Source organism: Streptomyces sp. SID14515, assembly GCF_010548505.1.
GTDB classification, from domain to species: Bacteria; Actinomycetota; Actinomycetes; order Streptomycetales; family Streptomycetaceae; genus Streptomyces; species Streptomyces caviscabies.
On sequence record NZ_JAAGMH010000145.1, the window covers coordinates 1 to 23,704 of the forward strand.

Genomic DNA, 23,704 nt, shown 5'->3' on the forward strand with positions numbered 1-23,704 from the left:
GCCGCGCCCGCCGCTCCGCAGGAGAGGACCACCCCGGCGGCCGTCGCCAGCACCAGGGCTCGCCGCGCACCGTGCGCGGCGGGGTGTCCGCCGCGCCGCACAGGCAGCGCCCTCGCGGCGGAGCGCCGCCGCACGGCACACCCCGCGCATCCGCAGTCGATGGCGGGTTCGTACTCCTCGAAGACCGGCACAGTCATGCGATTCCCCTCCGCACTCGTCATTCGTCAAGATCTTTGGGCGCAGCTGCAACGGGCGTCAGTGTTTCAACTCTCCCGACATATCGCATTTTGACGGAACAAAGGAAAAAAACGACTATCTGACGGGGCGTGGCGGCCGGTAAATGGTTCGGAGCACCCCTGGACGTCCGGTAGAGTTCTCCAGGTCAGCAGGCGCCGTTAGCTCAGTTGGTTAGAGCAGCTGACTCTTAATCAGCGGGTCCGGGGTTCGAGTCCCTGACGGCGCACGCACAGTCAAAGCCCTCTCACGTTCAGTGAGGGGGCTTTGATCATTCCCCGTCCGGCATCCGGTGACACCCCACCGGCTCCGCGCGGCCGTGCACGCACAGCTACGGATCGAACCGCACACCGTCACGAGGCAGTGACGGAGGGGATCGCGAGCGCCGGTCTCCACTTCGTCACACCCCCTCCACAAGTGGGGTTCAAATCGTGCGTATGACCGGTAAACAGTCTGTTTCACCCTTGCGATCCCGTTCCGTGTCGGACAATCTGTCTGGGGGCCCGACGGGCGCCAAGGGGGCTGCTGATCCGTACAGTTGGCACAGCAGAGCGTGACGTTCCGGTTGTCCGTGCCGCGGGGTGGGGGTCCCGCTCGGTGGCGGACGCCGAGGGGGCATCATGCAACCGGAAGGCCGCCGATCCATGTCTGTGGGAACGGTGGCTTGCCACCGTGTGCGTGCCCGGTGAAGAACGGGGGCCCACCGCGCACGAAGAGAGAGACCGAGCAGTCACGCACCAGCATGCGTGCGGGGGGATGTACCCATGACGTCGACGCCGCCAGGCGACCGGCAGGAGAACGACGCTTCCCGGACGACACAGCTCCGGATACCGGCGCAGCTGCGGGCCGGCGCGGCGAGGCGGCGTGCCAAGAAGGAGCTGCCGCGCTACGACTACGAGCACTACAGCCGCCTCGCCGGACCGCTGACGCAGCCCCCCGCGGGCAAGCCGTACAAGGTCCAGTACCGCTCGCTCATATCGCAGGAGCCGCACCGGGTGCGCGCGGCGCTCCTGCTCGGCGCGGCTCCCCTCGTCTCGCTCGGTCTCTTCGCCTGGCTGATGCAGCCCAGCCACTGGACGGACCGCGACCCGAACCTGGACAACGACCTCCTGCTGGTCCTCGACATCGTCATGCTGGTCTCGATCGGTCTGATCGAGCTGTTCCGCACGATGAACGTCCTGTCGAACGCGCACGCCACCCTGGTCGCCCGCGACCCGGTCCCGGTGATCCCGGAGTCCGGCACCCGGGTCGCCTTCCTCACCTCCTTCGTTCCCGGCAAGGAACCGCTGGAAATGGTGACGAAGACGCTGGAAGCGGCCGTGAAGATCCGCCACCGCGGTCTGATGCACGTCTGGCTGCTGGACGAGGGCGACGACCCGGCGGTCAAGGAGGTCTGCGCCCGGCTCGGAGTGCACCACTTCTCCCGCAAGGGCGTGGCGCACTGGAACCAGGCCAAGGGCCCGCACCGCGCCAAGACCAAGCACGGCAACTACAACGCCTGGCTGGACGCGCACGGCGGCGACTACGACTTCTTCGCCTCGGTCGACACCGACCACATCCCGATGGCGAACTACCTGGAGCGGATGCTCGGCTACTTCCGCGACCCGGACGTCGGCTTCGTCATCGGCCCGCAGGTCTACGGCAACTACGACACCTTCGTCACCAAGGCCGCCGAGTCGCAGCAGTTCCTCTTCCACGCCCTGATCCAGCGCGCGGGCAACCGCTACGGCTCGCCCATGTTCGTCGGCACCAGCAACGCGGTCCGGATCTCGGCGCTGAAGCAGATCGGCGGTCTGTACGACTCGATCACCGAGGACATGGCCACCGGCTTCGAGATCCACCGCCACCGCAACCCGGCCACCGGCAAGAAGTGGCGCTCGGTGTACACCCCGGACGTGCTGGCCGTCGGCGAGGGCCCGACCGCGTGGACGGACTTCTTCACCCAGCAGCTGCGCTGGTCCCGGGGGACCTACGAGACGATCATCGGGCAGTTCTGGAAGGGCTTCGGGACCATGCCGCCCGGCAAGCTCTTCAACTACACGATGATGATCATCTTCTATCCGATGTCGGCCCTGAACTGGATCCTCGCGGCTCTCAGTTGCGCGCTGTTCCTCGGCATGGGCGCCTCCGGTGTCCAGATCGACCCGACGATCTGGATGATGCTGTACGGCAACGCCTCCGCGCTCCAGATCGGCCTGTACATCTGGAACCGCCGCCACAACGTCTCGCCGCACGAGCCCGAGGGCTCCGGCGGTCTGGCCGGCATGGTGATGTCCGCGCTCTCCGCGCCGATCTACGCCCGCTCGCTGATGGACGCGGTGCTGCGCCGCAAGAGCTCGTTCGTGGTGACCCCGAAGGGCGACTCGTCCAGCCCGGACACCCTGTTCGGCACGTTCCGCATCCATCTGTTCTTCATCGTCGTCTTCGGCGCGTCGATGATCTCCTCGTTCTTCCTGGGCCACAGCCACCCCGCGATGGTCACCTGGGCCACGCTGGCGCTGCTGATCACCGCCGCGCCGATCATCGGCTGGCGGTACACGATCCGCGCCGAGAAGAAGAAACGCCGGTCGGGCGGAGGATCGCACCGCAGCGGCGGACCGGCCCCGGAGCCGAGGCCCCAGCCGCTGCCCGGAGCACCCGGAAACGACCAGACCATGCAGATCTCCCTGGGGGGACGTAAGAAATGAAGTACCGTCCGAGCCGCCGTACCCGCCGCCTGGCGATCAGTACGGCGGTGGTTCTCGCGCTCGCGGGGGCGAACGGGCCGTGGCTGTACCGCTTCAGCACCGAGCGCTATCACGAGTACAAGATCAACCAGCCGGACTACAAGGCGGCCAACGGACACTGGGACTTCCTGGACGTCCCCTCCGAGCACCGGATCAACACGATCCACGCGGCGCTGCTGCACACCGGCAAGGTGCTGCTCGTCGCGGGCTCCGGGAACAACCAGAAGAACTTCGACGCGAAGAGCTTCCGCTCGGTGCTGTGGGACCCGAAGACCAATGTCTTCAAGGACATCCCCACCCCCAAGGACATGTTCTGCGCCGGGCACACCCAGCTGCCCGACGGCAAGCTCCTCATAGCCGGCGGCACCAAGCGGTACGAGAAGCTCCAGGGCGATGTCACCAAGGCCGGCGGCCTGATGATCGTCCACAACGAGAACCCGGACAAGCCGATCACCCTGCCCGCGGGCACCCGGTTCACCGGCAAGGAGAACGGCAAAACGTTCGTCTCCAAGGATCCGGTCCTGGTCGAGAAGGCCACCAAGGTCTTCGACAAGCAGACCGGCGCGTTCCTGCGCAACGACCCCGGGCTAGGCCGGATCTACGTCGAGGCGCAGCAGACCGGCAAGAAGTACGAGACCGGCACCGAGGACAACTACCGGGTGGCGGGCCTGTCCGGCTCGGACACCCGCAACGTCTACGGCATCGCGCAGAAGCTGGCCCTGGACAAGAAGGACTTCCAGGGGATCAAGGAGGCCTTCGAGTTCGATCCGGTCGCGGAGAAGTACATACCCGTCGACCCGATGAACGAGGCCCGCTGGTACCCGACCCTGACGACGCTGGAGGACGGCAAGGTCCTCGCGCTGTCGGGCCTGGACGAGATCGGGCAGATCGTCCCCGGCAAGGACGAGATCTACGACCCGGCGACCAAGGAGTGGGAGTACACCGGCATCGAGCGGAAGTTCCCCACCTATCCGGCGGTCTTCCTCCTCAACGACGGCAAGCTCTTCTACTCCGGCTCCAACGCCGGATACGGTCCGGCGGACGTGGGCCGCGACCCGGGCGTCTGGGATCTGTCGACGAACAAGTTCAAGAAGATCCCCGGGCTCAGCGACCCGGACCAGATGGAGACCTCGGCGACGGTGCGGCTGCCCCCGGCCCAGGACGAGAAGTTCATGGTGATCGGCGGCGGCGGGGTCGGCGAGTCGGAGAAGGCCAGCGAGAAGTCCCGGCTGGTCGACCTCCAGAAGAAGAACCCGAAGTTCACCGACGGGGCCGCGCTCTCCGAGGGCACCCGCTACCCGAGCGCCTCGCTGCTGCCCGACGACTCGCTGCTGGTCACCGGCGGCTCCAGCGACTACCGCGGGCGCGGCGGCTCGGACGTGCTCCAGGCCCGGCTGTACGACGCGAAGAGCGACACGTACAAGAAGGTCGCGGACCCGGCGGTCGGCCGGAACTACCACTCGGGTTCGGTGCTGCTGCCGGACGGCCGGGTGATGATCTTCGGTTCGGACTCGCTCTTCTCCGACAAGGCCAACACCCGGCCCGGCGTCTTCGAGCAGCGCATCGAGATCTACACCCCGCCCTACCTCTACCGGGACTCCCGGCCGGAGCTGACGGCCGGGCCCAAGAAGATCGAGCGCGGCTCCACGGGCCTGTTCACCACGCAGCACGCCTCGAAGATCACCTCGGCGAAGCTGATGCGGCCCTCGGCGGTCACCCATGTCACCGACACCGACCAGCGGACCGTCGCGCTGGAGATGAAGAAGTCGAAGGACGGGATCACCGTCACCGTGCCGGAGAACCGGGCGCTGGTGCCGGCCGGCTGGTACATGCTGTTCGTCACCGACGACCAGGGCACCCCGTCCGAGGGCATGTGGGTGGAGGTGCCCGAGTAGGAGCGCGAGCGTGGGCGCGCGCACCGCGTCCGTACGCGGCGGAGGCCGCACACCGGGAGATCGGGCTCCCGGTGTGCGGCCTCCGGCCGTTGCCGCTACTTCGTGGCGCCGGCCAGGCCCAGGGCGTACTCCGGCCACCAGTCGCCGGCCTTCGGGCCGCCCTTGCAGTCGCCGTCGGACTCGCCGGGGCGCTTGATCCACAGATAGGCGTCGACCAGCTCGTCGCCGGTCCGGGTGGTCGGGGCCTCGCCCAGCGCGCGGCCGGGCGGATTGCACCAGCTCTCGGCGGGGTCGCCGCCGGTGTAGGGGCCGTTGCCGTTGCGGCTGGTGTCGATGACGAAGGGCTTGTCGCCGATCTTCTCCGACAGCTTCTTGCCGAACTCCGTGGAGACGGCCGTCGTCTGGAAGTTGGAGACGTTGAGCGAGAAGCCGTCCGCCTCGGCGATCCCGGCCCGCTGGAGCGGCTGGAACAGCGCGTCGGGCGACTGCCAGCCGGCGTTGCCCGCGTCCAGGTAGACCTTGGTGGCGGGCTGCTGCTTCAGCCGCTGGATCGCGCCCTTGAGGAGGTCGTAGCGCTCCTCGTGGAACTCCTGCGGCGTGCAGCCGTCGACCAGGTGCAGCAGGGCGTCCGGCTCCAGGATCACGGTGGCGCTGCGGTCCCCGATGCCCTTGGCCACGCCGTCCAGCCAGCTGCGGTAGGCGTTGCCGTCGGAGGCGCCGCCCTTGGAGAACTGGCCGCAGTCGCGGTGCGGGATGTTGTAGAGGACCAGCAGGGCGTCCCGGTCGGCCGCGGCGGCGGCCTCGGTGATGCCCCGCACCTGGTTCTCCGGGTTGTCCGGGGTGATCCACTCGCCGACCGGCTGCTGCGCTATCTTCCGGATCAGCGCGGCGTTCTTCTCGTCGCCGTCCTCGGTGTACGCGGAGACCTGACGGGCCGCGTTGCCGTCGGGGTTGACCCAATACGGATCCTTGTCCTTGGGCTGCTGCTCGACGGTCGGCGCGCTCTTCTTCCCGCCGCCGTCCCCGTCGCCGGAGCATCCCGCCAGCAGCAGGGCCGCCCCGAGCGCCGCCGCCGTACCGGTCGTCCGCAGGCCCGCCGCGCGCCTGCGCGTCCGGGACCGGCCGGTGTAACTGCCGTACATCCACTCCCCCTTGGGTGCACTGCCTGCACTGTTTCTCACTGGTTGCACCGATGTGCTGCCGGTCCGATCCATCCTGGCACAGCGGCCGGGCGCCCACGCTCCCACCCGTACAACGGTCACACAGGGGCACCGGTTCCGGACATCCCGTTCGAAAGCCGGTCAACCGTCCGGCGGGGCCCCTACAGTGGCGAGGGATCGGGCCTTCCCGTCGCACCGACCTCCCGTACCGCGCCGGGCGACTCCCGCGGCCGGGCGCACGCGGTCGAGGACCGGCCCGGCCGGCACGCCCCGTGAGAGGCGGCCGGCCGGGCCGGGTTGAACGTGGTGCGGGACGCGGCGGGTCAGCCGGGGCTCCCGTGGGCCACGGCCTGTACGCGCTCCCCGGCGTCCTTCGCGTCCTTCGCGCCGGTGAGGTACGCGGAGACGACCACGTTCGCCGTGTAGGAGCGGGTCTTGTGGTCGTACGTCCCGCCGCAGGTGATCAGCCGCAGCTCGGCCCGGCCGTCCTCTCGGGGCCCGTACGCCTTCTGCGCGTCGAAGCGTTCGCGGGTGACGAGCTGGACGTCGTCCACGGTGAACTCCGCGACGCTGCCGTCGGTGCGGGTGACCTCGATCCGGGCGCCCGGTTTCACCGCGCTGAGCCCGTAGAAGACCGCCGGTTTGGTGTCGGTGTCGACATGGCCGACGAACAGGGCCGCGCCCTTCGCCCCGGGCTGGATGCCGTCGCCGTACCAGCCTGCGGTCTTCGGCATGCCGTACGGGGGCGGGTCGATGGCCCCGTCCCGGTCGAGGCCGCGTGCGATGACGGGGGCCGTGATCCCCACGGAGGGGACCTCGACGCGTTCGGGGGCGGCGCCGGCGAGCGGGTCGTGGGCCGGGGGCAGCTCGGCCCCGAAGGGGCGGCCGACCGCGGCCACGTCGCCGGTGGTGGGCCCCGACAGGCTGCCGAGCCCGCCGCCCGCGTCCTTGCCCCAGAGCCACAGGCCGAGCAGCAGCACGGCCCAGGTCACTCCGGTGAGCAGTCGCCCGTTGCCTGCCGGGCGGTCCTGGGCGCTCATGTCAGCTGCCGGCCGGGTCGCGGCGCCGGCGCGAGCTGCGCAGGGCGACGGCGACGGCCGCGACGGCGGCGAGCACCAGGCCGATCACCGCGTGCCGGGTGCCGGGCCCCTCGGCCTCGGTGGACCGTTCGGCGAGGGTGGCGGTGCCTCCGCCGCCCGCCTTGACGGGGGCGGCGGGCGAGGGGCGGTTGTGGTGGACGACGGTGAGGGTGCCGGTCGCCTTGCCGTCGCTGTCCTCGCACGTCACCCAGACGTCATAGGAGCGGGGTTCGGCGTCGGACCGGATCCGGGCCTCCGCGAAGAGGCCTTTGTCGTCGGCCGGGCGGAAGTGGGCGACCGAGGTGAAGGCGTCGGAGTTGCCCTTGGCCCGGCGGCCCTTGCCGCAGACGTCGACCCACAGTTCCACCTGCCCGCCGGGGGCGGTCGTGGACGGGGTGACCGAGACGGTGCCGGTGCGCCGGTCGTCGTCACCGGCCGGGGCGGCCGGGGATGCCAGCGCGGCGGGCGCGGGCACGGCTATGAGTGCGGCCGCCGCTGCGGCACAGAACGTGATGGGCATGGAACGCATCGTGAACCTCCTACGGGAAGGTTCACGCCTGCGACGGCGGCCCGCATCCGCAGTCCTCCATTCGGGCGACTGCGGATGCGGCTCTCGCAGGTCAGCGCAGGTCAGCGGGTCAGCAGGCCAGCGGGTCAGCAGGTCAGCGGGGGTCCGCCGGGACGGCCTTGGCCGCCTTGTCCTTGTCCGCCTGGTCGGCCTGGTCCGGCAGGTCGATGAGGTCGACCAGGTCGGCGATGGACTCGACGACGTGCGACGGCCCGTACGGGTAGCGGTCGATGTCGGCGACGGCGGTGAGCCCGGTGAGGACCAGGAAGGTCTGCATGCCCGCTTCCAGGCCCGCCAGGACGTCGGTGTCCATCCGGTCGCCGATCATGGCGCTGGTCTCGGAGTGCGCGCCGATGGCGTTGAGCCCGGTCCGCATCATCAGGGGGTTCGGCTTGCCCGCGAAATACGGGTCCTTGCCGGTGGCCTTGGTGATGAGGGCGGCGACCGAACCGGTGGCGGGCAGCGGGCCCTCGGCGGACGGACCGGTCTCGTCGGGGTTGGTGCAGATGAAGCGGGCGCCCGCGTTGATCAGCCGGATCGCCTTGGTGAGCGCCTCGAAGCTGTACGTCCGGGTCTCGCCGAGCACCACGTAGTCCGGGTCGTGGTCGGTGAGGACGTACCCGATGTCGTGCAGGGCGGTGGTGAGGCCGGCCTCGCCGATGACGTACGCCGTGCCGCCGGGGCGCTGGTCGTCCAGGAACTGGGCGGTGGCGAGCGCGGAGGTCCAGATGTTCTCCACGGGCACGTCCAGGCCCATGCGCTTGAGCCTGGCGTGCAGGTCGCGCGCGGTGTAGATGGAGTTGTTGGTGAGGACGAGGAAGGGCAGCCCGGAATCCCGCAGCCGCTTGATGAAGGCGTCCGCACCGGGGATGGGCGTGCCCTCGTGGATGAGGACGCCGTCCATGTCGGTGAGCCAGGAAGTGATGGGCTTGCGGTCTGCCATGTGTCGGGACTCCTGCCGTACGCACTGCGTGCTGGGGGTGCCCGGACCGCGCCGTCCGTGCACCCCCAGCATAATTAGGCGGCGGCGACTGTGACCCCGTCGATCACCCAGTACCAGTTGTTGCTGCCCGTGTAGCGGAACCGGAAGCTCACGTTGGCGGCCCCGGACGGGACGCTCAGGGACAGCGACTGGTGCTGCGAGATCACGTCGGCGGTGTAGCGCTTCACCTCGACGGGCGTTCCGCCGTTCCAGGACGCGAGGATCTGGGCGCTCTGGCTGCCCTCCTGCCGGTAGAGGGTGGTGAAGCCGAGCGTCACGGTGGACCTGCCGCCGACCGCGTACGCCGGAGTGACGAGCGTGGAGTCGTACGGTCCCGAGGACGCCTTGTCGTCCCACTCGTCGGAGTCGGCGACCGCGAAGATCCCGCGCGAGCGGACGTTCAGCTCACGGGACTGGTCGCGCTGGCTGCGGCTCCAGAACTCGTCGGTGGCGAAGGACCAGCCGCGCCACTCGGTGACGCCTCCGGTGCCCATCGCGGAGTTCACTACGGACCAGCCGCTGGGCGCGGTGTGGGTCCAGCCGAGGACGCCCGCCGGGATGCCGGTCTCGTCGACGCGGGCCTTCAGCTGCGGGTACAGCGTCTCGAAGGGGTCGGTGGAGCGCTCCTGGATCGGCTTGCCGTCCAGGCCCCAGGCGGGGTCCGGTGCGATGCCGAGCTGCTTGAAGACGGTGGCGGCGACGTCCACGAGGCGGGTGTCGGCGGGGCGGGCGCCGGCCGCGATGCCGGGGCCCTGGGCGAGGACGAAGGTGCGGCGTTCCTCGATGGCGCTGCCGCCGTGGCCGCCGGAGTCGGTGTGTCCGTGGTCGGTGGTGACGATGACGGTCCAGCGTTCGGTGGCGTACGAGGGGCGGGCCCTGATCGCGGCGAGGAGGCGGCCGAGGTAGCCGTCCTGGACGTCGATGGCCTCGCGGTACTTGGGGCTGGCGGCGCCGGAGTTGTGGCCGACGATGTCGGTCTGGCCGAAGTAGACGAACAGGACGTCCGGGTTCTGGTTCCGGAGGATCGACTCGGTCTCGGCGGCGATGGTGGCGTCGTGGCCGGTGTAGCCGTCGGCGTCGCCGTCGAGGACGAGCTTGGCGTCGGCGCCCGGGGTGACGGTGCCCTGGGCGTCCAGGGGCTTCCAGTCGACGGCGGCGTAGGTGGAGAGCTGGGGGCGGACCTGGGCGAGGCGGGCGAGGAAACCGGGGTACTTCGCGTAGTTCTTCCCGGCGAAGGAGTTCTCCTTGACGCCGTGCTTGTCGGGCCAGACGCCGGTGGAGATCGTCGACCAGCCGGGTCCGGAGGAGGTGGCGGCCATCGGGTTCGTGTACAGCAGCGAGGTGCCGTACGTGCCGTTGGCCATCATCGACTTGAGGTGCGGGGCGTTCGCGGCGGCGATGACGTCGTGGCGCAGCCCGTCCATGCCGACGACGAGCACCTTGTCCTTGCTGGTGCCGTCGGGGAGGGTGGGCGCGGCCGCGGCGGCACGGGCGGCGGTGGCGGTGGCGAGCGGGCCGACGGCGGCGACCGTGGCCGCGGCGGCGGTGGTGGCGAGCACGGAGCGGCGGGACAGGGACCGGGTCACGTGATCCTCCAGGGAGAGGGCGGGGCGAGCGGGACGGGGCGTGAACTTCCTTCTGGACCAGACCCGTTACCTTGGCGAGATATCCGGGCCGGGTCCAGACCTTCGCAGGAATCCGTGGCCGAGAGGTGGCCGGTCAGCTTCCGGTGGCCGACTTCCAGGCGTCGATGTACGAGTCCAGGTTGGTCCCGATGTCCGTCCAGTCGGGCTCGAAGATCTCCACGCCCTCCATCAGCGCGACCAGTTCGACGGCGTTGGCGTCGGTGGCCTCGATGTCCTTGCGCGCGGCGAAGCCCCCGCCGACCGCGCTGACGTCGCGCTGGGCCTGCTCGGAGAGCATGAAGTCGAGCAGCTTCTTGCCGTTCTCGCTGTGCGGGGCCTTCGCGACGAGCCCGGCCGCGTACGGCAGAGCGAAGCTGGTGGGCTTCCCGTCGCCCTTGGCGGGGAACCAGATGCCGAGGTTGGGCATGTCCTTGGACTGGGCGAAGTTCATCTGGACGTCGCCGTTGGCGGCGAGGAGTTCGCCCTTGTCGACCTTGGGGGCGAGCTTGCCGGTGGAGGCGGACGGGCCGACGTTGTTGGTCTGGAGCTTCTTCAGGTACGCCATGGCCGGCTCCTGCCCGCCGAAGTCGTGCATCGCCTTGATGAGGACGGCGGTGCCGTCGCCCGCGACGCCGGGGGTGGAGTACTGGACCTTCTCCTTGTACGAGGGGTCGAGCAGGTCCTCCCAGGTGCGCGGCGGGCTCTTCAGCTCCTTCGTGTTGTGGATGAACCCGAAGTAGTTGTTGACGACGGAGGTCCACTTGCCGTCGGCCGCCCGGTCGGCGCCGTCGACCTGGTCGACGCCCTTCGGCTCGTACGCGGTCAACAGCCCCTTCTTGTCGGCCTGCTGGATGAAGGGCGGCAGGGTGACGAGCACGTCGGCCTGGGTGTTGGACTTCTCGCGGGCGGCGCGCTGCACCATCTCGCCGGAGCCGCCCTCGACGTATTTCACCTTGATGCCGGTCTTCTTCTCGAAGTCCTTGAAGACCTTGTCGTACCAGCCGTCGCCGTTCTCGCCCTTGAGGCCGTCGGCGCTGTAGACGGTGACGGACTTCTCGTCGGACGCGGCGGAGGAGCCGCCGCAGGCGGTGAGGGTGACGGCGGCGAGTACGGCCAGCGGGAGGGCGAGGGTGCGGGCGGGGGTGCGCATGGGATTTCTCCAGAAGGTCATGGTGGGGATCAGCGGTAGGAAGCGCGGGTCCGGATACGGGAGACGGCGGCCAGGACGAGGAGCGTCGTCGTCATCAGGACCACGGCGAGGGCGGCGCCGGTGAAGAGCGAGCCCCGGTCGGTGGCGGCGAAGATCTGCACCGGCAGCGGGGTCCAGTCCGGCGGGTAGAGCATCATCGTGGCGCTCAACTCCCCCATGGACAGGGCGAAACAGAGCCCGACGGCCGAGGTGAGCGAGGGCAGCAGCAGCGGCAGCCGGATCCGCCACAGCACCCGGGCGGGGCTCGCTCCGAGACCGGCGGCGGCCTGTTCGTACATCGGGTCCAGGCGGCGCACGGCGGCGGCGACGGACTGGTAGGCGAAGGCCGTGACAAGCACGGTGTGCGCGAGGATCACGATCCATCGCGTCCCGTTGAGCAGGACCGGCGGTTGGCTGTAGGCCACCAGCACCGCGAGGCCGACGACCACCGAGGGCACGGCGACCGGCAGGATGAACAGGGCGTCCAGGAGCCGCTTCCCTCGCTTACGGAGAGAGGCGGCGGCGAGAGCGGCCCAGCCGCCGAGGACGAGGGCCAGCACGCTCGCGGCGACGGCGGTGACGAGGCTGGTGGTCAGCGCCTGGAGCGAGTCGCCGCTGGTCGCGGCGGCGTAGCGCTCGGCGGTGGGCCCGGAGGGGAAGGCGCCGGACCAGTTGGTGGCCAGGGACGCGGCGAGGATGACGAGCAGCGGCACCGCGAACAGCGGGACGAAGAGGAGCAGGAAGACGGCCCAGGTGGCCCACTTCCCGGCCCGGCTATGCACCAGCACGACGGCTCACCACCCGGTAGAGGCCGTAAAGACCCACGGAGATCGCGATGTTGACGACGGCGACGACACAGGCGGCCGGGTAGTCCGACTCCAGGATCGCCTTGCTGTAGACGAGCATCGGCAGCGTCGTGACGCCCTTCGCCCCGGTGAACAGGACGATCCCGAACTCGTTGAGGCACATCACCAGCACGAGGCTGCCGCCCGCCGCGAGCGCCGGGAGCGCCTCGGGCAGGATCACCTGCCGGATGATCCGCACGGGTCCGGCGCCGAGCGAGGAGGCGACCTCCAGCTGTCCGGTGTCGAGTTGGGAGAAGGCGGCGAGCAGCGGGCGCATCACGAACGGCGTGAAGTAGGTGATCTCGGCGAGCAGGACGCCCCAGGGGGTGGTCAGGAAGTGGAAGGGCCCGTCGGCCGCGCCGGTGACGTCGGTCCAGAGCCCGTTGGCCATCCCGACCGAGCCGTAGATGAACAGCAGGGCCAGGGTGATGAGGAAGGACGGGAAGGAGAGGAAGACGTCGACGAACCGGGCGACCGCCTTCCCGCCGGGGAACGGGACGAACGCGATGACCAGCGCGAGGACGAACCCGAGGACGAGACAGCCCACGGTCGAGCCGACGGCGAGCCACACGGTGGTGGTGAGCGCGTCGCGGAAGACAGCGGAGGCGAAGACGTCGGCGTACGGGTCGAGCGAGACGCCGCCCTCGTCGGGGGTGAAGGACTGCTGGACGACGAGGGCCAGCGGATAGAGGAACGCGAGCGCGAGGACGGCGACGGGCGGCAGCGCCCAGACCCAGGTGGGGAGCGAGCGGGACCGGGCAGGGGCGGGGTCGGACTCGAACTCGAACTCGGACTCGGTGGTGGCGGAGACGGAGGTGGAGGCGGTGAGGGTCATGGGCCGACTCCGGCGGTTCCGGCCGGCAGCAGCACCGCGTCCTCGGCGGCGAAGTGCAGGGTGACGGGGTCGCCGAGGGCCGGGGGCTCGCGCAGTTCGCGGAGGTCGGCCATGACGCGGTGACCGTCGACGTCGGCGTGGACGCGATGGGTGGAGCCGCGCCACTGGACCTCGGTGACGCTGCCGGTGAGCGCGTTGGGCCCGTCGCCGAGGCCGACCAGGTGCGGCCGGACGCAGAGGGTGGCGGTGGAACCGGGTGCGGCGGCGTCGGTGGGGACGGTGAGCGGGTGGCGGGCGAACGCGACGGCTCCTTCACCGGCGACCGTGACCGGGAGCAGGTTGGCGTTGCCGACGAACGAGGCGGTGAACTCCGTACGGGGGCGGCGGTAGAGCTCCTGCGGGGTGCCGCAGTCCTGGAGCCGGGCGCGGTCCATGACGGCGATCCGGTCGGCGAGGGTGAGGGCCTCGACCTGGTCGTGGGTGACGTACAGGATCGAGACGTCCGGCAACTCGCGGTGCAGCCGGGCCAGTTCGGCGAGCATGCCGGAGCGGAGCCGGGCGTCGAGGGCGGAGAGCGGTTCGTCCAGGAGCAGGACGCCGGGGCGGATGGCCAGCGCGCGGGCGATGGCGACGCGCTGTTGCTGGCCGCCGGAGAGTTCGCGCGGGTGGCGCTCCGCGTACGCGGCCATGCCGACGAGTTCGAGGGCCTCGGTGACCCGGGCGGGGATCTCGGCCTTCGGGGTGCGGTGGGCCTTGAGCCCGAAGGCCACGTTGTCCTTGACCTTGAGGTGCGGGAAGAGGGCGTAGCTCTGGACGACCATGCCGATGCCGCGTCGGTGCGGGGGCAGGGCGGTGACGTCCCGGCCGCCGAGGAACACCCGCCCGGACGCGGGCCGGACGAACCCGGCGACGGCGCGCAGGGCGGTGGTCTTGCCCGAGCCGGAGGGCCCGAGGAGGGCCATCACCTCGCCGGGTTCGACGGTGAGGTCGAGCCGGTCGAGGACGACGTTCCCGCCGTAGGCGACGGTGACGCCGTCGAAGCGGATGCCGCTGGGGGCGGCGGGCGCGGACCGGTCCGGGCCGGGTGCGGCGGACGCGGTGGGGGCCGGGGCGCTCATGCCTCGGCCCGCGCGATGAGGTCGGGGAGCTCGGCGACGGACCCGAGGACGTGGGTCGCGCCGTGCCGGGTCAGCTGGTCCCTCGCGTGGGCGCCGGTGAGGACCCCGGCGACGATCCCGGCGCCGGACCGTACGCCGCCGAGCATGTCGTACGAGGTGTCGCCGGCCACCACGGTCCGGCGGACGTCGGCCACGGCCCCGGTGCGCAGGAAGGCGGCCAGCACCATGTCCGGGAAGGGCCGGCCCCGGCCGCCCGCGTCGGCGGGGCAGAGGGTGAGCGGGACGAGGTCCTGCCAGCCGAGGGCGGCGAGGATGGCGTCCTGGGTGGTGCGGGCGAAGCCGGTGGTCAGGACGACGGTGCGGCCCTCGGCGGTGAGCCGTTCGACGGCCTCGCGGGCGCCGGGGATCGGGGCGATGCGGCCGCCGTCGACGAGGTCTCCGTACGCCTCCTCGAAGGCGGTGTTGGCGCGCTGGGCCTTCTCCTCCTCGCCGAAGAGGTGCCGGAAGACGGAGATCTTCGACTCGCCCATGGTGGCGCGTACGTAGGCGAGTTGGCGGGCGTGCTCGTCGGATCCGGGCCGTACGCCGAGGCGTTGGGCGGCGGCGGAGAAGGCCTGCTCGACGAGGCCGCCGTCGGCGACGGTGGTGCCGGCCATGTCGAGGACGACGAGGTCGTAGGGGTCGCGCGTGACGTCGGTCGGGGAAGTCGCGTCGGTCAGGGAAGTCGTGTCGGCCGGGGAAGTCATGTCGGTCGGGGAAGTCATGTTGTTCACCAGCCCAGTTGGTCGGCGGTCGTTTCGGCGATGGCGGGCGAGCACGTCATGCCGCGCCCGCCGGGCCCGGTGACGAGCCAGACCCCGTCGCGCACCTGCTGCCGGTGGACGACGCGTGAGGTGTCGGTGCACTGGGCGTAGACGCCCGCCCAGCGGTGGCGGACCCGCGGCAGCGGGCGGCCGAGGAAGGCCTCGACGACCCGGGTGAGGTGCTCGTAGGGCTCCTCGACGGTGTCGAAGGCGAAGGGGTGCTCGTACTCGTGGGTGTCGCCGATGGTCAGCCCGCCGTCGCGGCGCTGCACCATGAGGAGTTGCATGCGGTGCTCGGCGGCGACCGGGTCCTGGGGCTGTCCTGCGTCGAGGGCGTCGAGCGCCTCGCCCCGGTAGGCGGGGTAGTAGCGGAAGCTGTCGGCGTCGGCGACGGAGGTGGTGAGCGGCTCGCCGAGCGGGTCGGTCTGCATCATCTGGAGGCGGACGCGGCGCACCGGCAGCTCGGGCCCGGCGAGTTCACGGACGAGGCCGCCGAGCCAGGCGCCGGTCGCGAGGATCACGGCGTCGCCGGTGTGGACGTCGCCGTGGTCGTCGCGCACCGAGGCGGTCCCGACGACCTCCCGCACTTCGCGGCCGCCGAGGTAGGTGTACCGGCCGGAGGCCAGCAGCTCCTCCTTCAGGGCGAGTTGGGCGGTGCGGGGTTCGACCGCCGCGTCCCGCTCGCACCACAGCGCCGCGGTGAACGCCCCGCGCAGGGCCGGGTTGATCGCCCGGGCCTCGTCGGCGGTGAGCAGCTTGTAACCGCGCGCCGCCGCGTCGGGCCGGGCGACGGCCGCCTCGGCGACGGCGACCTCGCGCGCGGTACGCAGCGGGGTCAGCGAGCCGCAGGCCCGGAAGCCGAGCCCGGGCACCCGCTCCCCGATGGACTCCCACAACTCACGTGCGCGCAGGGCGGTTTCGAGCTCCTCGCCACCGGCCCGCCCGCTGATCCATATCTGTCCGAAATTGCGGAGCGATGCCCCTCGCGCCTCGCTCTCGCGCTCGATCTGTACGACCTCGTGGCCGCGGCTGACTGCGTGCCAGGCGTGCATGGTTCCCACCACGCCGGCTCCTACGACGATGACTCTCACGACGGCCACGCTCCTCGGGACGGGTGTCCCGCACACGTCCGGTCGCCGACGGGACGGTGAACGACCCCGCAAGTTTGGCCCAGACCCGTTACGTTTCCGTTACCGAAGGCCTGCCGTCAACGGCGTCGCCCGGTGAGCCGTGGTGCGGACCCTGCCGGCCCCTCAGTCCCGCCCCTCGCCCCGCAGATGGGCGGAGAAGGAGAAGCGGTCGCCCCGGAACAGGGTCCGCACACGCTCCAGCGGACGGCCGCCGGTGTCCCGGGAGAGCCGGTGGATCAGGAGCATCGGCAGGGCGGGCGGAGTCCCGATGAGCAGGGCCTCGCGGGGGGTCGCGAGCACGGTCTCGATCCGCTCGTCGGCGTCGCCGAAGACGATCCCGAGGCCGTCGCGGAGGTAGGCGTAGAAGGAGGAGTCCGGGTCGAACCGCGTGTCCAGGTCCGGGACGCGGGCGACGCCGACGTACGTGCTCTCCAGCCCGACGCGCTCGTCGTCGGCGAGCAGCACCCGCTCCAGGTGCCAGACCGGCTCGCCCCGCTCGACCGCGATCTCGGCGGCGAGCGCCTCGGGGCAGGGGAAACGGTCCAGGCCGATGAGGTGGCGGCCGGGCCGCCTGCCCTGGCGGCGGACGCCTTCGGTGTAACTGGCCAGCGAGAGCGGCTGCTCCAGCTTGGGCCCGGCGACGACGGTGCCGCGCCCCTGCCGGCGCAGCCGCCCTTCGAGGAGGAGTTCGCGCAGGGCCTGGCGGACGGTCTCGCGCGAGACCTCGTGCCGCTGGGCGAGCTCCCGCTCGGTGGGCAGGAGCCCGCCCTCGCCCAACTCGTCCAGCAGCACCGCGATACGGGCCTTGACCGCGTAGTACTTCGGGATGCGGCCGTGCTCGGGGATGCCGGAGCGGATCGGTGCGCCAGGTGCCTGGTCGTTCGGGTAGTCCACGGCCCGATCGTCGCAGACGCGGGTGAACGGGCCGGTACGGGTACGGCCCCGGCCGGTGGTGCGGTCTCTCAGCCGGTGGCGCGGCGGGCCCGGCGGGCGTACCGCAGCAGGGCGGTCCCGCCGAGCAGCAGCGCCCCGGCGGCGGCCCCGGTCCAGGGCAGCGACACCGGTCCGGTGCGGGCGAGTTCGGGCAGCGGTCGCCCCAGGCCGTCGCGGGCCGGGAGCCCGGGGCTCTCCTCGCCACCGTCGCCCTCGGTTCCGGGGCGGGTCGGCGGGCGGGGGCCGGAGTCGCGGTCCGGGGACGGGTCCCGGCCCGTACCGGGGTCCGTACGGGAGCCGTCGGGATCGCCGGGCCGTTCCGTACGGGTGCCGGTCCCCGGGCCGGAGCGCTCCGGGTCGGGACGCTCGGACCTGGAATCCTCCGGCCGGGGGGCTTCCGGCTGCGGGCGCTCGGGGCGGGTGCCTTCCGGTTCGCGGATGCCGCCCGTGGCGCCGTCGACGATCACGAAGGGGTACTCCTCCGACTCCCCTACCCATTCGCCGTCCTCGCGCCCGCCGCCCTTGGCCTTGTCCTGGTGGCGGCGGTGGACGACGGCGGCGTGGGCGGTGACCGGGCCGGGGGCGGTGTCGGAGGTGAAGGCCATCCGGACGCGTACGGAGACGGTCTTTCCGGCGGGCACGGTGAACCCGAGGAACGCCTCGCCGGCGCCGTTCGATGCCCCCTTCTCGCCCTTCTCGCCCTCCTCGCCGCCGAAGACGCCGATCTGCTCGTCGCGGTCGGTGCTCTCCCAGGTGACCCGGTGTTCGGTCCCGGGGCGGCCGGGCTCGGAGAACTCCAGCTGGATCTGGTCCGAGGCCAGCCTGCGGTCGCGGTCGGCGAGGACGAGGACCGGGTGCAGGGCCCGGCAGGAGGTGTCGGTGGTGTTGGTGAGGTCGAGGAACCAGGTGCCGTAACCGCCGCCGGAGGCGTATCGGTCCGGGGCGTCCTGGATGCGGGTCTCGATGGGGAACTCCTTGGCGTCCGGGTCGCCGCAGCCGGGCTGCTCATCGGCGGCTAAGGAGGCGGCGGCGGGCGCGGCCGGCAGGGCGGCGGCCTGCGGGCCGCCCAGGAGCGCGGCGGGGACCGTGATCCCGGCGGCCAGCCCGAGGGCGGCGAGCGCACGGGCATCACGCAGCCGTGCGCTGGAGGTGGGGGGCATGAGGGGTCACCCTTCACTGCTCGCGGACGACCGGGGCGGGGGCCTCCGGTGGTGGCCTCCGACGCCATCACGCGCGCGCGGAATCAGAGTGTCGACATGCCGACTTGATTCATAGGATCACCCGACTGCACCCCGCTTCGGTCAGGCGGGCGGGCCGCAGGCCGGCCCGGTCATCCCCGCTCCCCCACCCGCCCGAACACCGGCGCGAGCACGAGCTGCGCCGCGCCCTCCGCGACCGGCCGGTCACCGCCCCCGGCGACCGTGACGGTGACCCCCGCGCCCGCCCCGCCCCGGGCGGCCCGCTCCTCGATCACGGCCCGGACGCCCCGTACGTACGCGTCCTCGTCGGCGGCCACCGTCCGGCCGCCCAGGACCACCCGGCCGATGTCGAGCAGGCCGACCAGGTTCGCCGCGCCCGCGCCCAGGACCCGGGCCGCCTCCGCCCGGTCGCCGCGCGCCTCGGCGGCCAGGCACAGCGCCTCGATGCAACCGCGTCCGCCGCATCCGCAGAGCGGGCCGTCCAGTTGGAGTGTCTGGTGGCCGAACTCGCCCGCGCCCGTCCTCGCCCCCCGGTGCACCTCGCCGCCGAGGACCAGGCCCGCGCCGAGCCCCGTACCGAGGTGAAGGTAGGCGAAGTCCGCGCGCGGCTCGTCGAACGACAGGGCCAGGGCGAGGGCGGCGGCGTTGGTGTCCTTGTCCAGGACCACCGGCAGCCCGGTCCGTTCGGCCAGGGCGGCGCGCAGCGGGTAGCCGTCCCACTGCGGGAAGCCGGTGACCCGGTGCAGGACTCCGTCCCGGTGGTCCAGCGGGCCGGGTACGGCGACGCCGAGGCCCAGCACCGGCTTGTGCGGTTCGGCCGCGCACAGGTCCCGTACGGCGTCGGCCGCGTCCGCGAGGACCCGGTCCGCCGGAGCGCCGAGGTCCAGGGGCGCGCGGGTGACCGCGACCGGCCGGCCCGCGAGGTCGACCAGGACGGCGGTGAGCCCGTCGCGGTCCAGGTGCAGCCCGACGGCGAACTGCGCGTCGGGGACGAGCCGCAGCACGGTGCGCGGCTTGCCGCCGGTGGAGGGGCGCAGGCCCGCGCCGACGGCCAGACCGTCCTCGCGCAGCCGGGCGGTGATCTTGCTGACGGCCTGCGGGGTGAGGCCGGTGCCCTCGGCGAGCTCCAGCCGGCTGATGCCCTCCGCCCCGGCCGCCCGCAGCAGGTCCAGCACCAGCGCGGCGTTGTGGTGGCGCAGCGCCGGGAGGTTCACCCCCGCCGGGGTCTTCGTCCTGCTCCTGTTCACGGCTCACTCCTGTTCACCGTCCCATTGTGCCGGTCGCTTGCACTTTGGCAACAGCGTTGCTTAAGTGGAATGCATGACCCCCAACGCCTCCAACGCCACCGGCGCCCCGCTCCGCGTCGCCCTCGTCGGCTACGGCCTGGCCGGCTCCGTCTTCCACGCCCCGCTGATCTCCGCGACCGAGGGCCTGGTCCTCGACACGGTCGTCACGTCGAACGAGGAGCGCCGGGCCGAGGCCCGCGCCGCGTTCGGCGACGTCCGCTTCGCCGCCTCGCCGGACGAGCTGTGGGAGCGCGCCGACGAGCTGGACCTCGTCGTGATCGCCACCCCGAACAAGACCCACGTCCCGCTGGCGACGGCCGCGCTGAAGGCCGGGCTGCCGGTGGTCGTGGACAAGCCGGTCGCCGGGACCGCCGCCGAGGCGCGCGAGCTGGCCGCTCTCGCCGAGGAGCGCGGGCTGCTGCTCTCGGTCTTCCAGAACCGCCGCTGGGACAGCGACTTCCGCACCCTGGCCGCGCTGATCGCCGACGGCGAGCTGGGCGAGGTGCAGCGCTTCGAGTCCCGGTTCGAGCGCTGGCGGCCGCAGCCGAAGGGCGGCTGGCGCGAGTCGGGCGACCCGGAGGAGATCGGCGGTCTGCTGTACGACCTGGGCAGCCATGTCGTCGACCAGGCGCTGACGCTGTTCGGCCCGGCGGTCCAGGTGTACGCCGAGTCCGACGTACGCCGTCCCGGCGCGGCGGCGGACGACGACACGTTCATCGCGATCACCCATGCCAACGGGGTCCGCTCGCACCTGTACGTCAGCGCCACCACGGCCCAGCTCGGCCCGCGCTTCCGGGTGCTCGGCTCGACGGCGGGCTATGTGAAGTACGGCCTGGACCCGCAGGAGGCGGCCCTGCGCGAGGGGCTGCGCCCGGTGGCCGGCGTGCCGTGGGGCGAGGAGGCGGAGGAGCTGTGGGGCCGCATCGGTTCCGGCGAGTCCCCGCTGACCGGCGGCGGCGCCCCGGTCCGTACGCTGCCCGGCGACTACCCCGCGTACTACGCCGCCGTCGCCGCCGCCGTGCGCGGCACCGGCGACAACCCGGTCACCGCGCTCCAGGCGGCCGCCGCGCTGGACGTGCTGGAGGCCGCCCGCCGCTCGGCCCGCGAGGGCGTCTCGGTCACCCTTCTCCCGCACCACGACGAAGAGGAGCGGCGCGCATGAGCACCACCTCCCCCACCATCTCCGAGCTGATCGCCCAGGAGCGCCGGCTCACACTCCCGCACTTCGGTTACGACGACGCGTTCGCGCTCGGCAGCCTGCTGGTCACACTGGCCCGGGAGCGGCACGCCCCGGTCGCGATCGACATCCGGCGCGGTGCGCAGCAGCTGTTCCACGCGGCGCTGCCGGGTTCGAGCGCGGACAACGACGCGTGGATCGACCGCAAGCGCAAGGTCGTCGAGCGGTACGGCGAGAGCTCGTATCTGGTCGGCACCCGGTTCCGGGCGAAGGGCACCACGTTCGAGGAGTCCTCGCGCCTGGACCCGGACACGTACGCGGCGCACGGCGGTTCGTTCCCGATCGCGGTGGAGGGCGCGGGCGTGATCGGCACGGTCACGGTGTCCGGGCTGCCGCAGGCGGAGGACCACGCGATGGTGGTCGAGGCGCTGGAGCGGTTCACGGCGACGCGGGGGGCGTGAGGGGCGCGTACGTACGTACGGGGGCGGGGCCGGGGCCGGGGCCGAAGGCGGGACCGGGTGCCGAAGGCGGGGCCGGGTGCCGAAGGCGGGGCCGGGTACCGAAGGCCGGGCCGGGGGTGCGGTCGCAGCGCCGCCCCCGGTCCGCGCGCTCCGGCTTACGCCCCCTTCAGCTCCTGCCGCTGCCGGCCGAGCCCCTCCACCTCCAGCTCCACCACGTCGCCCGCCCTCAGGTACGGCTTAGGCTCGGGCTGCCCCATCGCGACCCCGGCAGGCGTACCGGTGTTGATCACGTCGCCCGGGTAGAGCGTCATGAAGTGGCTGAGGTAGCGGACGACCTCGCCGACCGGAAAGATCTGCTCGGCCGTGGTGCCGTTCTGCTTCAGCTCGCCGTTGACCCAGAGCCGCAGCGGCAGGGCCTGCGGGTCGGGCACCTCGTCGGCGGTGACCAGCCAGGGGCCCAGCGGGTTGAACGTCTCGCAGTTCTTGCCCTTGTCCCAGGTGCCGCCGCGCTCGATCTGGAACTCGCGCTCGGAGACGTCGTGCGCGGTGGCGTACCCGGCGACGTGCGCGAGGCCCTCCTCGGCCGTCTCCAGATAGCGGGCGGTGCGCCCGATGACGACGGCGAGCTCGACCTCCCAGTCGGTCTTCCGGCTGCCGCGCGGCACCAGGACCGTGTCGTCGGGCCCGACGACGGTGTCGGGGGCCTTGAAGAACAGGATGGGTTCCGCCGGGATCTCCGCACCCGTCTCGGCGGCGTGGTCGTGGTAGTTCAGCCCGATGCACACGATCTTGCCGATGCGGCCCAGCGGCGGGCCGATCCGCAGCCCGGTCGCGTCCAGGGCGGGCAGCACACCGGGCGCCTCGGCGGCCGCCCGTACCCGGGCGAGCGCGGAGGCGTCGGCGAGCAGCCCGCCGTCGATGTCGGGGACGATCCCCGACAGATCACGCAGAGTCCCGTCGCGGTCGAGAAGTGCGGGGCGCTCGGCGCCCGCCGTACCGACTCGAAGCAGCTTCAACGGTCCAACTCCTCTTGGTCGAGGTGGGGCCCTCCGGCGGGGTGCGGGCCGACGGAGGACTTGGCCGATCGTCCAAGAGATGCGATCACTCCGCAAGACCTCGTTCACACACTGGACCGGCGCAACGGACGGCCCGACTACGCCGCCGTGGCCATGGCGCCGCCGCCGACCGGCATGTCGCGGTAGAGCCAGGCCCGCTCGACGGCGGTCCAGGTGGTCGTGGTGACGACGTACAGGGCGGCGGCCAGCGGCACGACGGCGACGGTGATCAGGGTGAAGAAGGACATCAGCGGCATCAGCTTCGTCATCGCGCCCATGCCGGGCACCGCCTGTCCGTCGGGGCCCGCGGCGGGGGTCATCGGGTTGGCGGCCATCTGCCGCTTGGTGCGTCCGTAGTTGAAGGTGGCGACGGCGGCGACGATCACGAAGAGGCCCAGGTAGACCAGCCCCTGCCCGCCGAACATCCCGCCGTGCGCGAGCGCGTCGTGCCAGCGCCCGCCGAGCGGTGCGCCGAGCAGATCGTGGCTGAGCAGCGCGTTGGGCTCGCCGCCGATCGAGCTGCTGGAGAACAGGTGGTAGAGCAGGAAGAACGCGGGCATCTGGAGCAGGCTCGGCAGGCAGCCGGAGAGCGGCGACACCTTCTCGGCGGCGTGCAGCTCCATGATCGCCTTCTGCATCCGCTCGGGGTTCTTGCCGTGCTTCTTGCGGAGTTCGGCGATCTGCGGCTGGAGCCGGCCACGGGCCTTCTGCCCGCGTGCGGCGGCCCGCGACAGGGGGTGGACGGCGAGCCGGACGAGCGCGGTGAACAGGATGATCGCGGCGGCGGTGGACGCGGTCTGGAAGAGCGGTTCGAGCAGATCGGCGATGGAGCCGACCAGGTTCGCGAAAGCGGACATGAAGGCGGACATGGGTGAGCCCTCCGGGGGTCTCGTCGTGCCGGGGGTACCTGCGCGGAAGGCGGACAGGTACGGGGTGATCACTCGGCAGGACGACCGGCGCGGGGGCGCACCGCACGTACGACACGTACGAAAGGCGGTGGCGAAGGTGCGCTACGCGGCGGCCGTCAGGAGGGCGTGCCCGGGTGCTCGGGGCCTGGTGCGGCCCCGGGCGTCGGGGTCGCGTTGCGGAAGGAACGCGGTGCGCTGCTCCCGGTCCCTGATGGCCGTACGGACCCGGGTGCGGGGCACCGGGGGCGCGCAGCGGGCGCTGATGACGGAGCAGGCGAGGAGCGCGGAACCGGCGGCCGCGGTGGCGGCGAGCGCGACGGCGGCGGAGAGGCTGCCGCCCTCGGCGAGGAGGACCTCGGTGAGGAAGAGGACGAGGAGTCCGGCGGGCCGGAGCAGCCGGGCGAAGGCGCGGCGCAGGGCGTTGGCGTCCCGCACGATGCGCACCTCCTGACCCTCGTAAGACTCGTTCCCGCCGTACGAGAACGCGTACGGCACT

At 71.9% G+C, this 23,704-nt stretch carries 21 protein-coding genes, 1 tRNA gene and 1 pseudogene; 5 read left to right on the forward strand and 18 right to left on the reverse strand.

The genetic code is table 11. The features are described 5' to 3' along the window. A pseudogene (locus G3I54_RS36975) lies at nt 1-197 on the reverse strand (hypothetical protein); the annotation flags it as partial. A 192-nt stretch (nt 198-389) separates the two neighbouring features. On the opposite strand from G3I54_RS36975, the gene G3I54_RS36980 reads away from it, so the two are divergent. From G3I54_RS36980 to G3I54_RS36990, 3 genes are all read left to right on the forward strand, one after another. Then, nucleotides 390-463, forward strand: a tRNA-Lys gene (locus G3I54_RS36980). A 535-nt stretch (nt 464-998) separates the two neighbouring features. Then, the gene (locus tag G3I54_RS36985) at nt 999-2,921 is read left to right on the forward strand and encodes a cellulose synthase catalytic subunit (RefSeq protein ID WP_164621451.1); all 1,923 of its coding nucleotides are present in this window, start codon (nt 999-1,001) and stop codon (nt 2,919-2,921) included. Further along, complete coding sequence (locus G3I54_RS36990) at nt 2,918-4,855, forward strand: kelch motif-containing protein (RefSeq protein WP_164621453.1); 1,938 nt, start codon at nt 2,918-2,920, stop codon at nt 4,853-4,855. Before G3I54_RS36985 ends, G3I54_RS36990 begins: the two co-directional genes overlap by 4 nt. Nucleotides 4,856-4,950: 95 nt before the next feature. On the opposite strand, the gene G3I54_RS36995 is transcribed toward G3I54_RS36990, so the two are convergent. The 14 genes from G3I54_RS36995 to G3I54_RS37060 form a co-directional block, all read right to left on the reverse strand. Continuing rightward, nucleotides 4,951-5,997: a glycoside hydrolase family 6 protein gene (locus G3I54_RS36995; RefSeq protein WP_164621455.1), complete on the reverse strand. Its 1,047-nt coding sequence runs from the start codon at nt 5,995-5,997 to the stop codon at nt 4,951-4,953. Between the two features lie 341 nt (nt 5,998-6,338). After that, complete coding sequence (locus G3I54_RS37000; RefSeq protein ID WP_164621457.1) at nt 6,339-7,055, reverse strand: class F sortase; 717 nt, start codon at nt 7,053-7,055, stop codon at nt 6,339-6,341. Nucleotide 7,056: 1 nt separating this feature from the next. Continuing rightward, nucleotides 7,057-7,623, reverse strand: a complete 567-nt coding sequence (locus tag G3I54_RS37005) for a hypothetical protein (protein ID WP_164621459.1) — start codon at nt 7,621-7,623, stop codon at nt 7,057-7,059. Nucleotides 7,624-7,756: 133 nt separating this feature from the next. Continuing rightward, entirely contained in the window at nt 7,757-8,605 is an 849-nt protein-coding gene (locus G3I54_RS37010) for an HAD-IIA family hydrolase (protein WP_164621462.1), read from the reverse strand. A 74-nt stretch (nt 8,606-8,679) separates the two neighbouring features. Continuing rightward, on the reverse strand, nt 8,680-10,230 hold the full coding sequence (locus tag G3I54_RS37015; RefSeq protein WP_164621464.1) for an alkaline phosphatase family protein: 1,551 nt from the start codon (nt 10,228-10,230) through the stop codon (nt 8,680-8,682). A gap of 133 nt (nt 10,231-10,363) precedes the next feature. Further along, the gene (locus tag G3I54_RS37020) at nt 10,364-11,419 is read right to left on the reverse strand and encodes a 2-aminoethylphosphonate ABC transporter substrate-binding protein (RefSeq protein ID WP_164621465.1); all 1,056 of its coding nucleotides are present in this window, start codon (nt 11,417-11,419) and stop codon (nt 10,364-10,366) included. A 29-nt stretch (nt 11,420-11,448) separates the two neighbouring features. Next, nucleotides 11,449-12,246 carry an ABC transporter permease subunit gene (locus tag G3I54_RS37025; protein ID WP_164621466.1) on the reverse strand — a complete coding sequence of 266 codons (798 nt, stop codon included), beginning with the start codon at nt 12,244-12,246 and terminating at the stop codon, nt 11,449-11,451. After that, a complete protein-coding gene (locus G3I54_RS37030) occupies nt 12,233-13,138 on the reverse strand; it encodes a 2-aminoethylphosphonate ABC transporter permease subunit (protein ID WP_164621470.1) in 906 nt (301 codons plus the stop codon). Before G3I54_RS37030 ends, G3I54_RS37025 begins: the two co-directional genes overlap by 14 nt. Next, nucleotides 13,135-14,256, reverse strand: coding sequence for an ABC transporter ATP-binding protein (locus G3I54_RS37035; RefSeq protein ID WP_164621472.1), 1,122 nt, complete (start codon nt 14,254-14,256; stop codon nt 13,135-13,137). The genes G3I54_RS37030 and G3I54_RS37035 overlap by 4 nt, the downstream gene beginning before the upstream one ends. Beyond that, complete coding sequence (locus G3I54_RS37040) at nt 14,253-15,020, reverse strand: phosphonatase-like hydrolase (RefSeq protein WP_164621481.1); 768 nt, start codon at nt 15,018-15,020, stop codon at nt 14,253-14,255. The genes G3I54_RS37035 and G3I54_RS37040 overlap by 4 nt, the downstream gene beginning before the upstream one ends. 5 nt (nt 15,021-15,025) lie before the next feature. After that, a complete protein-coding gene (locus tag G3I54_RS37045) occupies nt 15,026-16,150 on the reverse strand; it encodes a TIGR03364 family FAD-dependent oxidoreductase (RefSeq protein WP_164621483.1) in 1,125 nt (374 codons plus the stop codon). Between the two features lie 162 nt (nt 16,151-16,312). Then, complete coding sequence (locus G3I54_RS37050) at nt 16,313-17,083, reverse strand: GntR family transcriptional regulator (RefSeq protein ID WP_164621485.1); 771 nt, start codon at nt 17,081-17,083, stop codon at nt 16,313-16,315. A gap of 68 nt (nt 17,084-17,151) precedes the next feature. Further along, a complete protein-coding gene (locus G3I54_RS37055) occupies nt 17,152-18,282 on the reverse strand; it encodes a peptidase (RefSeq protein ID WP_164621487.1) in 1,131 nt (376 codons plus the stop codon). Between the two features lie 170 nt (nt 18,283-18,452). Further along, nucleotides 18,453-19,568, reverse strand: coding sequence for an ROK family transcriptional regulator (locus G3I54_RS37060; RefSeq protein ID WP_164621489.1), 1,116 nt, complete (start codon nt 19,566-19,568; stop codon nt 18,453-18,455). Between the two features lie 73 nt (nt 19,569-19,641). On the opposite strand from G3I54_RS37060, the gene G3I54_RS37065 reads away from it, so the two are divergent. Both G3I54_RS37065 and G3I54_RS37070 read left to right on the forward strand, forming a co-directional pair. Continuing rightward, the gene (locus G3I54_RS37065) at nt 19,642-20,769 is read left to right on the forward strand and encodes a Gfo/Idh/MocA family oxidoreductase (RefSeq protein WP_164621491.1); all 1,128 of its coding nucleotides are present in this window, start codon (nt 19,642-19,644) and stop codon (nt 20,767-20,769) included. Then, entirely contained in the window at nt 20,766-21,245 is a 480-nt protein-coding gene (locus tag G3I54_RS37070) for a heme-degrading domain-containing protein (protein WP_164621493.1), read from the forward strand. The genes G3I54_RS37065 and G3I54_RS37070 overlap by 4 nt, the downstream gene beginning before the upstream one ends. Before the next feature lie 155 nt (nt 21,246-21,400). Here G3I54_RS37070 and G3I54_RS37075 read toward each other — a convergent pair whose 3' ends face one another. The 3 genes from G3I54_RS37075 to G3I54_RS37085 form a co-directional block, all read right to left on the reverse strand. Further along, a complete protein-coding gene (locus G3I54_RS37075) occupies nt 21,401-22,261 on the reverse strand; it encodes a fumarylacetoacetate hydrolase family protein (RefSeq protein ID WP_164621495.1) in 861 nt (286 codons plus the stop codon). Nucleotides 22,262-22,398: 137 nt separating this feature from the next. Further along, complete coding sequence (locus G3I54_RS37080) at nt 22,399-23,169, reverse strand: YidC/Oxa1 family membrane protein insertase (protein WP_164621496.1); 771 nt, start codon at nt 23,167-23,169, stop codon at nt 22,399-22,401. 141 nt (nt 23,170-23,310) lie between these two features. Next, on the reverse strand, nt 23,311-23,643 hold the full coding sequence (locus G3I54_RS37085) for a DUF6412 domain-containing protein (protein ID WP_030087732.1): 333 nt from the start codon (nt 23,641-23,643) through the stop codon (nt 23,311-23,313). Between the last annotated feature and the right edge of the window lie 61 nt (nt 23,644-23,704).